The following is a 14,452-nucleotide window of genomic DNA, read 5'->3' on the forward strand; positions in this document are numbered from 1 at the left end:
GCAAACGGTTGGTTAATCATTCGAACGTAGCTTAACACCTTGAAATGCCGCCCGCATAATTGAAGTCTTCATGCCTTTGCAACGCTCGAACACAGCGGACAAATTCATTGTGGACCGCAGGAAACGCCATCGCAACAGCGATGTCGCGCGCGCGGTGCGCAAGACGCGCGACCGTCTTTCGCAACAGGCCGGCAATCCGGATTTCGATCGCGAATTGCTGAAACTCCATGCGCGCGCGATGACCAGCGGCGCCATTGCCATTCCGCTGCTCGTCCTGGCGATCGCAGCGCTTGGCCGGCTGGCCGGCATCGGCAATGAGATCATTCTTTGGGCGCTGTTCACCCTGACCTGCTACACGATCGTGGCTTTCATGGCGCGCCGCGTCGAACGCGCCGAAGCGTCCGAGCTTAACGCGTTGCAAACACGGAGGGAATTCCTGTTCGGACATTTCCTGTGCGGCCTCGGCTGGGGCTGGTTCGTCTGGCTCGGCTGCGACGTGTGCCAAATCGACCAGTTCCAGGTGGTCAAGGCGGTGGTGCTGCTGTTCGCGATGGCGGCGACCGCCGTCATGGCGTCGTCGCTGAGCGGCGCCCTTTTGGCGACCTTCGCCATTCCGGTGGCGATTTACGCCTATACCGGAATCCGCCTGTGGATGCCGGTCGAGGCGATCATGGCCGGGCTGCTTGTCGTGTCGATACCCTTCTTCGTTTATGTGGCGCGACACCTCAACCGCTCGTCGCTGATGCTCCTGTCGTTCCGGTCCGAAACCGACGCGTTGGTCGCGGAGGTTGAGACGGCGAAGGCGATGTCGGACGAGGCGCGGCGGCGCGCGGAAGATGCCAATCTGGCGAAATCGCGCTTTCTTGCCTCGATGAGCCATGAATTGCGCACGCCGCTCAATGCCATTCTCGGTTTTTCCGAAGTGATGTCGAACGAAGTGCTGGGGCCGATGAGCAATCCCACTTATCGCGACTATGCCCATGACGTGCACGAATCCGGCCAGCATCTTCTCGACCTCATCAACGAGATCCTCGACCTGTCGCGCATCGAGGCCGGCCGCTACCAGCTCAATGAAGAGCCGGTGATGCTGCTCGGCATTGTCGAGGATTGTTGCCACATGATGGAGTTGAAGGCGCGCAACAAGGATATCCGCGTCATTCAGGATTTCGAACATGCCTTGCCGCGCCTGTTCGCCGACGAGCGCGCGGTGCGCCAGATCACCCTCAACCTGCTGTCCAACGCGATCAAGTTCACCGCCACCGGCGGCGAAATCCGCGTGCGCGTCGGCTGGACGGCCGGTGGCGGACAATACATCTCGGTCAAGGATAATGGCCCCGGCATACCGGAAGACGAGATCCCGGTAGTGCTTTCGGCCTTCGGCCAGGGTTCGATCGCCATCAAGAGCGCCGAACAGGGCACCGGACTTGGTCTGCCGATCGTGCAGGGCCTGCTCGCCATGCATGGCGGCGAGTTCCAACTTCATTCCAAACTGCGCGAAGGCACAGAGGCCATCGCCATCTTCCCGCTGAGCCGGGTGATGGAGGAACTGCCGGCCCTGCCGACCGCAGCAGTCGCGGCGCGTCGGCGTTGACGCGCCTCATGCGTGGAATGAGCGACGAATGCTCGGCCTAGCCGCGAACGGCCGCGGCCATGCCCGAACTGGTCAGTGCCGCTGCCTTGATTAGGCCGGCGGCAAGTGCCGCGCCTACTCCTTCGCCGTGGCCGACGCCGAGGTCAAGCAAGGGGCGAAGGCCAAGGCGCTCGGCGGCCTGCGCATGCGCGGGCTCCGGCGACAGGCCGGCGAGCAGGCAATGATCCAGTGCCGCAGGGTTTGCGGCATGCAGCACTGCCGCCGCGGCCGTTGCCGCAACTCCGTCGAGCAGCACAGGGATCCTCTGCATCCTTGCCGCAAGGATGGCACCGGCTATCGCCGCGAACTCGCGGCCGCCGAGCCGGCGCAGCACCTCCAACGGCTCATCGAGATGGCCGGCGTGGAAAGCCAGCGCCGCATCGACCACCTCCGCCTTGCGCGCCTGCATCGCCGCATCGGCGCCGGAGCCCGCGCCGACCCAATCGGCTCCCTTGCCGCCCAAGAGGGCCGCGAACAGGGCCGCGGCGACGGTGGAATTGCCGACGCCCAGATCGCCGAGGCAAAGCAGGTCGGCACCGCCGGCGATCGCCTCCATGCCGAAGGCCATGGTCGCGGCACAGCCCCGCTCGTCGAGTGCGGCATCCTGCGTGATGTCGGCTGTCGGAATATGCAAGGCGAGATCGAAGACCTTCAACCCGAGGTCGTTGGCGACGCAGACCTGGTTGATCGCCGCACCGCCGGCCGCACACAGTTCGACGGCGTTGGCGGTCGCCGCCACGGCTCTCGGCGAGACGCCGTGCCTGACAACACCATGGTTGCCGGCAAAGACGGCGACCAGAGGCCGCGTCACCGCCGGCGGCGCACGGCCGCTCCATGCCGCCAGCCAGGCAGCGATATCCTCGATGCGACCAAGCGAGTTCCTTGGCTTGTCCGCCTTGGCGAACAGCGTTCGCACACGGGCCTCCGCTGTCGTGTCGGCCGCCGGCAGATTGGCCAGCAGATCACGGAAATCATCGAAAGGCTGTGCTCTGGTCATGTCGTGGAAATCGTCCTTGCAGATCGCAGCGGCATAGCCGCCCTCGTGCGCCGGCACAACCTCCCACTCTTGATGTAAAAGCGGCCGCGGGCGACGCATTCCCGAGGGCTTGCAAAGGCCATGTCGTTGCACCATGTGGAAGTCAGCCAAGGAAACATCCATGACGGCCATCGAATCCCCATGCATTCTGGTCTGTTCGATCGATATGAAGACCGGTTTCTGTTTTGGGTGCGGCCGCACCCGGGACGAGATCGGCGCCTGGATCGACATGACGGCGCAGGCGCGCCGCGACGTCATGGCCCAACTGCCGGCGAGGCTGGAGACGATCGAGCGCCGGCCGCGCCGCGAAACCCGCCGCACCCGCATGGCGCGCGAACGCGACGCGCTCTCGTGAACGGATCGCCGACATGAACCGCCTGTTCTGGATCCTGATGCTCCTCATCGGCGTCGGCGCGGTGCTGCTGATGTTCAACGATTCCGCCGGCAATACGCTCGGCGTCGAAAACGATGATTTCGGCCGGTTGATCTGGCTGGGCGCCTTCGGCGCGCTCATCGGCGCCGGCCTTCTAAGATCGGGCCGCCCGCTCAGCGCCATGGCGCGCAATCTCGGCGCATGGGCGGCCATCGCGCTCGCGCTGATCGCCGGCTATCAATATCGCTACGAATTGCAGGACTTCGCCAGCCGGGTAACCGCCGGGCTCGTTCCCGGCAGCCCGCTGGCGCTGGGCTTTGAGAACGGCCATGCCACCGTGACGCTCGACAAGGCCGACAATGGCCATTTCGAGGCGCGCATCCTGATCAACGGCGCGCCGGTGCGCACGGTTGTCGATACCGGGGCGACCAGCACCGTGTTGACCTCGCAGGACGCCCAGGCAGCCGGTATCAATCCCGCCGCTCTCGATTTCACCATACCGGTCTCGACCGCCAACGGCACGGCGCGCGCCGCCGCGGTGAAAACCAACGAACTGGCGATCGGCGGCATCGTGCGCAAGAACATGCCGGTGATGGTCGCGGCGCCCGGTATGCTTGGCCAGAGCCTGCTCGGCATGAACTTTATCAGTTCGCTGTCCGGCTTCGACGTGCGCGGCGACCGGATGACCCTCCGGGATTGACGTTCGGCAAAAGCGGTTCAGGCGGCCTTGTCGACCGCCGAGCTGAGGTCGACCGCAGCGAACGCCGTCTTCAGCACCTGCGGCCCAGCGCCGGGGCGCGTTGCATCCGTGGAGAGGATCTGGCGGTAGCGGCGCGCACCGGGCAATCCATGGAACAACCCGACCATATGGCGGGTAACGTGGCCGAGCCGCCCGCCCTGTTCGATATGGCGTGCGGCGTAGCCGGCCATGACATCGATCAGCGCGGCGAAATCGAAGGGACCGGTCCGCTCTCCATAAAACATCGAATCGATGCCGGTCAGAATACCTGGAGTATGATAAGCGGCGCGGCCGAGCATGGCGCCGTCGAGGTAATGGAGATGCGTCCGCGCCTCTTCAAGCGATTGAACACCGCCGTTGATGCCGATGAATTCGCTCGATTTTCTCGCCTTCAGCCGATAGACGCGGCCATAGTCGAGCGGCGGGATGTCGCGGTTTTCCTTGGGGCTCAGCCCTTCCAGCCATGCCTTGCGCGCATGCACCCAAAGGGCGTCGGCCCCGGCCGCAAAAACGCCGTCTGCAAGCGCATCCAGCGCCGGCTCGGGATCCTGCTCGTCGACGCCGATGCGGCATTTGACGGTTACGGGAATGGCCACCGCCGCCTTCATCGCCGCGACGCAGTCCGCGACGAGGTCAGGCGCCTTCATCAGGCAGGCGCCGAACGTACCGGACTGGACGCGGTCCGACGGGCAGCCGACATTGAGGTTGATCTCGTCATAGCCGAAAGCCTCGCCAATGCGCGCCGCCTCGGCCAGCTTCCCCGGCTCGGAGCCGCCGAGCTGCAGCGCGACGGGATGTTCCGCATCATCAAAACCAAGCAGGCGTTCGCGCGCGCCCTGGATGACCGCGTCCGCCACCACCATCTCGGTGTAGAGCAACGCACGGCGCGTCAGCTGGCGATGGAAGAACCGGCAATGGCGGTCCGTCCAGTCCATCATGGGGGCCACGGCCACTCTATGATCTTGATTTATTTTCTTTAACATCAAATTCTTAGCTCCCAGCGAGCCAATCCGAATTTACGCCAGAATACGACCCTTTTCGCCACGTTTCGATCTCTCAGTGCACACGGAGCGCACACGAAAAAATGGCCACCTAAACGAAGCTCTCATCCGGTTCCTGGCGCGTCCAAGTCTGTCGCAAAGGTCGCTACGTCAGCGAGACCTTCCTTCGCCGAGACGACGCACGACGCTGGGCAACCGACGCCGAGCGCCAGGTCGATCGCGGTGAGACGCCGACCAAGTCACGCACAGCGCGCCTGAAAACCTTCGGCGAACTCATCGACCTCCATATCGACGACATGTGCGATGTAGGCAAGTCCCCTCGCCGCTCCAAGGCGGCTGCCCTCGCTATGCTCCAACGGCATCTGGGGAATTGCAACCTAGCAGCGCTCGATCGCGAACGGCTCATTCGTTTTGGTCGTGACCGCGCCGCGCAAGGTGCCGGACCGATGACCCTCGGCATCGACATCGGCTTTATAAAACTTGTTCTGACTCACGCCGCTGCGGTCCACGGCCTGCCCGTCAAGGTCGAACCGGTTGATCTCGCGCGTATCGCCCTAAAAAGGCTTGGCCTTGGTCTGGAGGACAACCCGCTGAATGAAATCGGCCTCTATTTCGAAGGCCAGGATCTGGCGACGTCTTGCTCGGAAATTTGAAGCTGAAAGCCAATAGCGCGATTGGCGGCTGTCGGTCACGTCAGCGTGAACGTGTGATCGCAATCTGGATACTGGTTACATCCGAAGAACGGCGCTATTGCCACGAGCTTACCGCTAGATCACGCAGCAGGATGGCAAGTGCCGAGTGGGATTCATGCGACGTCCTCGTGATAGGCAGTGCTCTTGTGCAGCACGTCCAGTACCTCGTCGCGGGTCACCAAGCCCAATTCTATAGCCAGATCGATAAACGGCCGCTGTTCCGTCACCGACGCGTGCACAAGTTTCGAAACCTTTGTGTAGCCGAGCTTCGGAACGAAAACGGTCGCAATGGCCGCCGAGCACATTAGGTTCTTCAGTGACTGGTCGCGGTCGACTTCGATGCCGGCGATACAGCGATCCGCGAAGATAGGGGTCGATTTCGCGAGAAGTTCTATGGAGTCGAATAGGCGCGAAGCAATGACGGGCTCGAAATGATTGATCTCGAGTTGCCCCTGGAGCGACGCCAGCGACACGACCGCGTCGTTGCCCACCACGGCGAAGGCGACCTGCTGCATCATCATCGGAAGGACCGGATTGATCTTGCCAGGCATGATGGAGGAGCCGGGCTGCACTGAAGGCAGCCGCAACTCCCCCACGCCGCTGTTAAGGCCTGACGACAGGATGATCAGGTCCGAGGCGATTTTCCCGATGACCTCGGCGCAGATGCGAATCTCCGATGAGACCCGCGCGAAGCCGTCGGCGTTCTGCATGGCGTCGAACATGTTCTCGCCCGGGCGCACGTCGGCCCCGACGAGTTCGCGCAAGTGGCGGTAGACGGCGCTGCGATAGCCGGGCGTGGAGCCGAGGCCGGTGCCGATCGCGGTTCCGCCGAGCGGCAGGGTCAGCATCTCGTCCCGCGCCGCCGTGAGTTTGGCCATGAGCCTCCGGATCGCCGCCGCGTAGCCACCGAACGCCTGGCCCAGGCGCATGGGTTGGGCCGGCTGCATGCAAGTCCTGCCGAGTCTCAGCACGTCCTCAAAAGCCCTGGCACGATCCTCCAGCGCCTCTGCGAGACGCGTCAAGGCGTCTATCAGCGTCTGGGACTTTTCATAAACCGCGAGCTTCATGGCCGCCGGCACAACGTCATTGGTCGACTGGCCGATGTTGACGTGATCGTTCGGATGCACTCGGTCGTATTGGCCGGGTTGATCGCCCAACAGTTGCAGCGCCCGGTTTGCGATCACTTCGTTGACGTTCATGTTAATGGATGTGCCGCCCGATCCCTCAAGCAAGTCGACGATGAATTGATCGGCGTGCTGGCCGCTCTCGACTTCGATCGACGCTGCGATGATCGCATCAGCGACATCAGGCCGCAGCACGCCGATGTCGCGGTTGGCAGCCGCCGCGGCGTGCTTGATGCGTGCGAGCGCGTTTAGCAACTCGGGGGCGTCGCCGAGCTTACGGAAGGAGATGTCGAAATTGTCCTGCGCGCGCAGGGTGGCCACGCCGTAAAGCGCCCCGGCAGGCAGCTGTCGGGGACCGAGGCTATCGGTGTCGATGCGGGTGGCAGGCATTCTGCGTCCAGTTGAACAATGCAAGCTCTCCGCCGGTTTGACGGAAGTCCGAGGATCAAAGGGTTTCACCAATTTGCCTATTCCGGTCTGCTGTCATGCTTGCTCGTTGCAAGCCGTTGGTCGAGCTTGTCCTCAAGGATTTCCGATCTCTTCAAAGATCCGTACCCAGCTGCGAATTCCTTTGAGAAGACGTCGCGTATCGTAGCGTTCGTCCGGCGCATGGATTGCATCGCCCGGTAAGATGAAACCGATGACGACGCATTCGGCGCCAAGGACCTCGCTGAGTTGTTGCACGAGCGGTATCGCGCCGCCTGTTCCTCTCAGAATGGTAGGGCTTTCCCACTCCTGTTCCAGTCCGCGCGCGGCAGCCGCGAGAAACGGACTGTCCTGCGAAAGCACCACCGCCGAGCTGCCGCCGGCGCCGACGAATTCCACCGTGCATCCCTTCGGAAGTTTTGATTTGACATAAGCCCTGAATCCAGCGCGGATCTTTTCCGGCTCCTGTCCTCGGACAAGCCGGAAAGAAAGACGGGCCGTAGCGCTCCCGGGCAAAACTGACCGTTCGCCCGGCCCCTGATTTCCACCTGTGATCCCATTGATATCGACGGTCGGGCGCCCCCACATCGCTTCCAGCGCGGAATATCCTTCCTCTGTTACGCCGCCGCTCAGGTTGACCTCTTCGAAGTGGGCTGTGTCCCGCTCCAACTCTCGCCATCGCTGGCGCAGCCTATTCGGGATCTCGGACACGTCGTCATAGAAACCGTCGATGTTCACTCGCCCGGCTTCGTCATGAATGCCTGCCAGAATGTCGCTCAGTATGCGGATGGGATTTGCGGCTACCGCACCGTAGTGCCCTGAATGGAGATCGGGATTGGGAGCAAAGATCGTCACTCGTTCATGGACAAGCCCCTTGAGTTGGGTCGTGATTGCCGGCTGTGTTGGTGACCACATCTCGGCATCGCAAATGAACGCAACGTCGCATCGAAGGTCATTTCGATGGGCGTCGATGAATTCGGGCAGGCTCGGCGAGCCCGACTCCTCCTCTCCTTCCAGCATCACGACGATATCAGCTGGAAAATCGCCTTTGGCGGTCTTCCATGCGCGCAGCGCCTCTATAAAGGTCCAAAGCTGGCTTTTGCTGTCGGACGCACCACGACCGTAGAAGCGATGGACGCCGCTCTCCTCGATCACGCGCGGCTCGAAGGGAGGATGCTTCCACTGATTTACGTCGCCGGTCGGCTGCACGTCGTAGTGTCCATAGAACAGCAGCCGCGGACGCTTGAAGTGCGAGGTCTGGGGAGATTGGGCGAGAACGACTGGGTGCCCCTTCGTTTCGATGATCTCCGCAGACAGCCCGACGGACGACAGCTCCGCCTGGAGCCACTCGGCCGCCCGGGCAATGCCCGGTCCCCCCGGAGCTTCGCCTGAAATCGATGGGATGGCGACCAATTCCAGAAGCTTGCGCACCGAAAAGTCGAAATTGTCGTCGATGGCACGGAGCGCGCTATCCAAATTCGGCATTCTGGTCCTCTTGATGATTGGTTGGCAGGGGCTGTCCTAAATCGTCAGCCACTGCGAGCGGTCTTGAAGGGTGCCTCGGACCTTTTGTTTTCCTGGGCCTCGATGCTTGTCAGAAGACGCTCGATATCGGCCCATAGTTCGTGCTCGTCCTCGAGCCCGATGCTCAGACGGAGAATGACATCCGGACCCGGCCAGCGGGTCGCAGTTCGAAAGGCATCGATGGACATGGGCGCGGCAAGGCTCCGGGTTCCGCCCCAGGATGCGCCGATGGCGAAGATCTTCAGGGTATCGAGCGCGGCCGCCAGATGCTGCGACGCGCTGTTCTTGAAGAGGATGCTGAAGACCCCGCTCGAACCGAGGAAGTCGCGTTTCCAGATCGCGTGCCCGGAAAAGCTTTCGAGCGCCGGATGCAACACGCGCTCCACAAGCGGATGGTCCGCAAGCTTGCGGGCGAAGTCGAGAGCAACCCTTTCGGAGTGACGCAAACGCACACCGAGGGTTTCGAAGCCGCGCAGCACAAGCGAGGCATCATCCGGCGAGACGCCGATGCCCATCCGCCCGATCAGGGAGCGGATAGGTTTGATGAGTGCGCCATCCCCGACCGTGATGGAGCCCATCAGCACATCGGAATGGCCCGAAACGAATTTGGTGAGTGCCTCCGTGACAATATCCGCGCCGTGTTCGAGCGGCTTGAAGTTAAGCGGCGTCGCCCATGTGTTGTCGAAGCCGACCAGCGCTTCCCCTTGGTGAGCGATCGCCGCCAGCTTCGGCAGGTCGACGATTTCCATCGTCGTAGAGCCAGGGCTTTCACACCAGACGATCCGCGTCATGGTCCGCATCTTCGATGCAACGTCCTCCGGTGAAAGCGGATCGAAGAATTCCACATCCACGCCCAAACGGCGCAGGTCGGATTCCGCGAGATCCCGCATCGGCGGATAGGCCGTGTCGGCGATCAGGATATGGTCACCCGCGTCCAGGAAAGGCATGACGGCAAGCGCATTCGCCGCCTGTCCGGACGGGGTGAGAAAGGTCCACACGCCGGATTCGAGGCTGGTTATCTTGGCTTCCAGAGTGCGTGTCGTCGGGGTGCCGTAAAGGCCGTAGGAATAGCCTTCGTGACCGCGTTCGCCGCGCGAGGCATAAGCAGCGGCATCCTTGAACACGATCGTCGAAGCCCTGTGAACGCCAACACCGAGAGGTGCAAATCCCTCGGTCGGTACTTCAGGCGTGAGAACGCATTGGGTGAGATCATTCATCACACGGCCTTTCCAAGCAACAGCGACCGCCTTGGCGATTTCAATCGAAAAACATGTACTGTTGCGGTATTTCTATTCCGCAAAGTTATTGATTTTGAGGGAGAGCCGGCATGAACCTTCGGCAGGTCGAAGTTTTCCGGATCGTTATGACCAACGGCACCACGGCGCGCGCGGCTGAGGTTTTGCACGTATCCCAGCCCGCGGTCAGCAAAATGATACAGGAACTTGAACGCTCGCTTGGTTTCGCTCTTTTTCAGCGGATCAGAGGCAGACTCCACCCTACGCCCGAGGGACAGCTTTTCTTCCGCGAAGTCGAACAGGCCTTTATCGGCTTGAGCTATCTCAGGGGGGCGGCTGCCCGCATTCGAGATTATGGTTCTGGTGAACTGAGGATCGCCTGTCTTTCGGCCCTGTCGACCAATGTCCTCCCCCGCGCCCTTCATGCGTTCATGGCTCGCAATCCGAATATCGCTGTGACTTTTCAGGCGCGCATGTCGTCCAACGTGCGCGATCTGGTAGCTTCCGGTCAGTTCGATCTCGGGATCGTCGCCGACGAGATCGATCGTACGGGCGTTGAGACGAATGAGTTTGCGCAGTTTCGCGTCACTGTGGCGGTGCCCCAAGGACATCCGCTCGAGGCCCTGGACGTCATTCGCCCAATGGATTTTGCGGGGTATCCCTTTATCGCTCTCGCTCGGGAAGATACAACGCGACGCGACGCCGAGCACGTTTTCAATGAAGCTGGCGTCGCGATCCGAACGGTAATGGAAACGCCTTATTCGACAACGATCTGCGCGATGGTGGCCGCCGGCATCGGGGTTGGCCTTGTCGATCCTTTGACGGCCGAACCTTACGAGGGGCGCGGGCTGACGTTGCGGCCGTTCGAGCCTCCACTTTACTTCCGGACCCTCCTGATCAGGCCGCCAAATCGCCTTCCCTCTCGAATCCTTGCGGAGTTCCTCGACGATCTGCGGGCGGCGATCTGAGATAGCCGAATGCACCTGTGTATCAGGTTGCTTCCGGATCAGTTGAGAAGCGGCATGAAGCCCCATCTCGTCAGCATTTCTGGTTTCAGTGATAGCTACGCCCATCTCATAGCACCTTCGACAGGAAGGCGATCGTCCGCGGGTTTTTCGGATTGGCGAGCAACGTCTTTGGGTGACCTTCCTCGACGATCTGTCCGTGGTCCATGAAGACCAGGTGATTGCCAACCTCGCGTGCAAATCCGATCTCGTGCGTCACCACGACCATGGTGATGCCGCTTCGCGCCAGATCCTTTATGACGTCGAGGACCTCGCCGACGAGCTCGGGATCGAGCGCCGAGGTTGGCTCATCGAAGAGCATCACCTCCGGCTCCATTGCCAAAGCGCGCGCTATCGCGACCCGCTGCTGCTGCCCGCCGGACAGGTGGGCGGGATATCGGCTTCCGAGCCCATCCAGCCCGACCCGTTTTAGGAGTTCAATCGCCTTGGCTTTCGCGCGCGCTCGCGCCCAACCTTTTACGTGAAGAGGTCCCTCCATCACGTTTTCCAGAGCGGTCATGTGCGGAAACAGGTTGAAGCGTTGGAACACCATGCCGGTCGAGCGCCGCTGTGCAGCGACCCGGCCCGGCGACAAGGGGTGGAAGTGGCCTTCCCGCTCCACGAATCCCTGTAACTCACCCTTCACGAACACGCGTCCCGTTGAGATGCCCTCCAATTGGTTGATGCAGCGGAGAAGCGTCGACTTGCCGGAACCTGAGGGGCCGATGGCAACGCAGACCTCGCCGCGCCTCACCTGCAGATCGACGCCTTTGAGGGCGTGGACGGTGCCGTAGAATTTGTGGATGTTCCGCATTTCCACGCAGAAATCGGAGATGCTTGCCTCCATGGTTCACTCCACTCGCGCCGGGTGGGCCGATACGCCCTTACCGAAGTGCCGTTCGAGGAAATACTGGCCGACCATCAGCAGGCTTGTGATAACGAGGTACCAGGTGCCGGCGACCATCAGCAGCGGAATCGGCAGATAGAGCCGGTTGGCGATCGCGTTGGTCGCAAACGTAAGGTCCAGCGTAAACGGTACCGCGAGAACCAGGGACGTCATCTTCAGCATGCCGATCGTTTCATTGCCGGTCGGAGGAATGATCACTCGCATTGCCTGCGGCATGAGTATCCGCCACCAAATCTTTGCTGGCCGCATGCCAAGCGCCTGCGCTGCCTCGGCTTGCCCGCGGTCGATCGAGTTGAAACCGGCTCGGAATATCTCTGTCAGGTAAGCGGATTCATTGAATCCGAGCCCGCATATCGCAGCGAGAGCGGGCGTCACGATATATTTCGTCTCCACGCTCACGATCTCGGGACCGAAAGGGAGCGCGATGCTTAGGCTGGGAAACAATACGGCGAAAAGGCCCCAGAAAAGCAACTGCGTGTAGACGGGCGTTCCGCGGAAGAACCATATCCACGCATAGGCCAGTCCGCGGAGGATTGGATTGTCGCCGTCACGCATGATCACGAGAAGCGCCGCGATGACGATCGCCGTCGCCATCGCGACCACAGTGAGGAGCAGGGTCCAGCCGACGCCCCTCACCACCTGCGCATGAAGCAGATAGGTCAGATAGATATCCCAGTGAAAATTGGCGTTTCCTGCGACGGCGATCGCAATCTGAACAGAGATGATCGAGATGATCGCAACCGCGACCCAGCGCCCCGGATGCCGACGCGGAACCACGAGGTTTCGCGCGATCTCCGATGGATTTTGTATGGGAGCCGGCCGCGGGCCGGCTCTGATATCTGGTTCGAAATCCATGATTTCAGTCGTTAACCTGAGGATTTACCACGGCTTTGTCGATAATGGCGGAACCGATACCCCAAGTATCCAGAATAGCCTTATACGTACCATCGTTGATGAGAGAATTGATGGTATCCGCGATGAGCTCCGTCAATTTCTCATCGGATTTGGCTACTGCGATGCCGTTGTTCCCGATCTGAGCCATTGCGGGGGTTGCTTCCATTGTCTCCAACTGGCCGTTGGAGTTCTTCGCCGCATAGCCAATTGTGGCCGGTCCGGAAAACGTTGCATCCGCACCACCGGCCGCAACACGGGTCAACGCCTCGGTCTGGACCTTGAAAGGAATGAGTTCTATCTCTTTCTTTCCAGACGAAGTGCACTTCTGACTTTCTTCCACGACCTCTTTTTCGTGGGACGTGCCGGACATGATCGCAATCTTGGTCCCACATAGATTGGCTGGATCAAAGTTCGTGGGATTACCTGCCTTTACGGCCCATAGATTGCCCGATTGAGTGTAGCTGACAAAGTTAACCGCCTTCATGCGCTCCTTGGTGATCGAGAGTGCGGAAATGCCGAGGTCGAACTTCGTTCCGAGCGCGGGCAGGATGGCGTCGAAAGCCGAGGTCTGGAAATCGATCTTGACCCCGAGTTTCTTACCGATCGCATCGGCGATGTCGACGTCGATGCCGACTGGCGTCTGGCCATCAGTCTCGCTCAAAAATTCCCATGGCGCATAGGCCGTGTCGGACCCGATCGTCAGCACGCCTGCTGACTTGATCTTTGCCGGGAGGCGATCCGCAAGAGCTTGATCGACCTTGACGCCCGAGGTGTCGAAGCTCTGCGCGTATGCTGAGCAGGTTACCATTGTTGCGATGGAGGCTGCGGCGGCTAGCATCCGCAGCTTGGTGCTCATATCAGACATGATGTTCCCCATTTTGTATTTGCTGTTGACAGATCGCGTAAGCTTGAAAGGGTTCTGGCAACTCGTCCGTCGAATGCATCATGGGAACGTCACACAAGTACGTCCAATAGTAAGATTGAGGCGTTCTATTCGCTGCGGTTATCGACTGCCGTTTCAAACGGTCCAAGAATGTACGCCCCTATCTCAACCCAACCGCGAACTCCAGGAAACCGCGAGCGGGTTGAGAAAGCGTAGCCTCGCCGAGATGGGCGACTACAACCTCCTGCATGGGCTCGGTGCTCGATAGTGGCAGCCACATCAACGGTGCGCCGTCGCAAGTCACATTTGGCTTAGTCTGGTGCCGCGAGCCGTCCGGAAGCCGGAAGTCCACATGGTACGGTGTCAGCACCTTCGCGGCGATCTGCGCCTGGCCAAAGGCCACCGTGTTCTTTGAATCGGCGAAGTAGGCCTGGCAGAAGGCCATCGCCGATTGTGCGGTCGCAGTCGGACCACCGGCCTCGTCGAACAGTCGCTCCTCGTCGCGCTAGTTCGCGGCCGATGGGACGAAGCGATCCGATGCGCGATCGATGCTGACGTCTCGTTGCCGATGAAGGGATCGCGGCGCACATAGGCCGGGATGTAGGTGTTCTCGCGCCACGAGCTATCGCGCTCGATGAACAGATTGAGCTCCCGCTTTATCGCGACGAGTGCGATCGGCGAGGCGTTGTCGTCGACGGCGAAGGCGATCGGGTAGTGCCGCATGGCATGGCGAATTCGCCGATGCAGAGCGGAATGGCGACCGCCTCGCGCGCAAACCCGAAGCCCGGCACTGGCGCAAGCCCAGGATCGCGATGGTCCTCGAAACGCAGGAGAACGGGGTCCTTGTAGAATAGCGGGAGGAGCGATTTTGTCGGATTTTCTCGTGTGTTTTTGGTTATCGTCAACTCAGGTTCCAGTCCGGCGAGGAGCGCCGTGATCGTTCAGCCCATGTTGCTCTTGCATTGCCGCTTTCATGATGTTCGC

The 14,452-nt window shown here is 61.1% G+C and carries 14 protein-coding genes and 1 pseudogene; 5 read left to right on the forward strand and 10 right to left on the reverse strand.

The window, feature by feature from the left end:
• Positions 1–70 precede the first annotated feature (70 nt).
• Positions 71–1,591: a sensor histidine kinase gene (locus LB566_RS12520; RefSeq protein ID WP_224624613.1), complete on the forward strand. Its 1,521-nt coding sequence runs from the start codon at positions 71–73 to the stop codon at positions 1,589–1,591.
• A gap of 37 nt (positions 1,592–1,628) precedes the next feature.
• Here LB566_RS12520 and LB566_RS12525 read toward each other — a convergent pair whose 3' ends face one another.
• A complete protein-coding gene (locus LB566_RS12525) occupies positions 1,629–2,627 on the reverse strand; it encodes a nicotinate-nucleotide--dimethylbenzimidazole phosphoribosyltransferase (protein WP_224624754.1) in 999 nt (332 codons plus the stop codon).
• Between the two features lie 160 nt (positions 2,628–2,787).
• On the opposite strand from LB566_RS12525, the gene LB566_RS12530 reads away from it, so the two are divergent.
• Positions 2,788–3,021, forward strand: a complete 234-nt coding sequence (locus LB566_RS12530; protein ID WP_140548438.1) for a DUF1289 domain-containing protein — start codon at positions 2,788–2,790, stop codon at positions 3,019–3,021.
• A 13-nt stretch (positions 3,022–3,034) separates the two neighbouring features.
• A complete protein-coding gene (locus LB566_RS12535) occupies positions 3,035–3,739 on the forward strand; it encodes a TIGR02281 family clan AA aspartic protease (protein WP_224624614.1) in 705 nt (234 codons plus the stop codon).
• Between the two features lie 17 nt (positions 3,740–3,756).
• On the opposite strand, the gene dusA is transcribed toward LB566_RS12535, so the two are convergent.
• On the reverse strand, positions 3,757–4,761 hold the full coding sequence (gene dusA / locus LB566_RS12540) for a tRNA dihydrouridine(20/20a) synthase DusA (RefSeq protein ID WP_224624615.1): 1,005 nt from the start codon (positions 4,759–4,761) through the stop codon (positions 3,757–3,759).
• A gap of 464 nt (positions 4,762–5,225) precedes the next feature.
• Here dusA and LB566_RS12545 point away from each other — a divergent pair, with 464 nt between their 5' ends.
• Positions 5,226–5,432: a hypothetical protein gene (locus LB566_RS12545; protein ID WP_224624616.1), complete on the forward strand. Its 207-nt coding sequence runs from the start codon at positions 5,226–5,228 to the stop codon at positions 5,430–5,432.
• 152 nt (positions 5,433–5,584) lie between these two features.
• On the opposite strand, the gene LB566_RS12550 is transcribed toward LB566_RS12545, so the two are convergent.
• The 3 genes from LB566_RS12550 to LB566_RS12560 form a co-directional block, all read right to left on the reverse strand.
• Positions 5,585–6,985, reverse strand: a complete 1,401-nt coding sequence (locus tag LB566_RS12550) for an aspartate ammonia-lyase (RefSeq protein WP_224624617.1) — start codon at positions 6,983–6,985, stop codon at positions 5,585–5,587.
• Positions 6,986–7,117: 132 nt separating this feature from the next.
• Positions 7,118–8,506: a M20/M25/M40 family metallo-hydrolase gene (locus tag LB566_RS12555; protein WP_224624618.1), complete on the reverse strand. Its 1,389-nt coding sequence runs from the start codon at positions 8,504–8,506 to the stop codon at positions 7,118–7,120.
• Between the two features lie 44 nt (positions 8,507–8,550).
• Positions 8,551–9,762 (reverse strand): trans-sulfuration enzyme family protein, encoded by a 1,212-nt coding sequence (locus tag LB566_RS12560; protein ID WP_224624619.1) that lies wholly within the window; start codon positions 9,760–9,762, stop codon positions 8,551–8,553.
• A gap of 110 nt (positions 9,763–9,872) precedes the next feature.
• Here LB566_RS12560 and LB566_RS12565 point away from each other — a divergent pair, with 110 nt between their 5' ends.
• A complete protein-coding gene (locus LB566_RS12565) occupies positions 9,873–10,748 on the forward strand; it encodes a LysR substrate-binding domain-containing protein (RefSeq protein WP_224624620.1) in 876 nt (291 codons plus the stop codon).
• 106 nt (positions 10,749–10,854) lie between these two features.
• On the opposite strand, the gene LB566_RS12570 is transcribed toward LB566_RS12565, so the two are convergent.
• The 5 genes and pseudogenes from LB566_RS12570 to LB566_RS30565 all read right to left on the reverse strand — a co-directional run.
• Positions 10,855–11,631 (reverse strand): amino acid ABC transporter ATP-binding protein, encoded by a 777-nt coding sequence (locus tag LB566_RS12570; protein ID WP_224624621.1) that lies wholly within the window; start codon positions 11,629–11,631, stop codon positions 10,855–10,857.
• A gap of 3 nt (positions 11,632–11,634) precedes the next feature.
• Positions 11,635–12,546: an amino acid ABC transporter permease gene (locus LB566_RS12575; protein WP_224624622.1), complete on the reverse strand. Its 912-nt coding sequence runs from the start codon at positions 12,544–12,546 to the stop codon at positions 11,635–11,637.
• A 4-nt stretch (positions 12,547–12,550) separates the two neighbouring features.
• Complete coding sequence (locus tag LB566_RS12580) at positions 12,551–13,450, reverse strand: ABC transporter substrate-binding protein (RefSeq protein ID WP_224624623.1); 900 nt, start codon at positions 13,448–13,450, stop codon at positions 12,551–12,553.
• A 178-nt stretch (positions 13,451–13,628) separates the two neighbouring features.
• Positions 13,629–13,958 (reverse strand): SapC family protein, encoded by a 330-nt coding sequence (locus LB566_RS30560; protein ID WP_140549361.1) that lies wholly within the window; start codon positions 13,956–13,958, stop codon positions 13,629–13,631.
• Between the two features lie 86 nt (positions 13,959–14,044).
• Positions 14,045–14,191 (reverse strand): annotated as a pseudogene (locus LB566_RS30565) (SapC family protein); the annotation flags it as partial.
• Between the last annotated feature and the right edge of the window lie 261 nt (positions 14,192–14,452).

It is taken from the genome of Mesorhizobium sp. CA13, from assembly GCF_020165235.1.
Classification (GTDB): domain Bacteria; phylum Pseudomonadota; class Alphaproteobacteria; order Rhizobiales; family Rhizobiaceae; genus Mesorhizobium.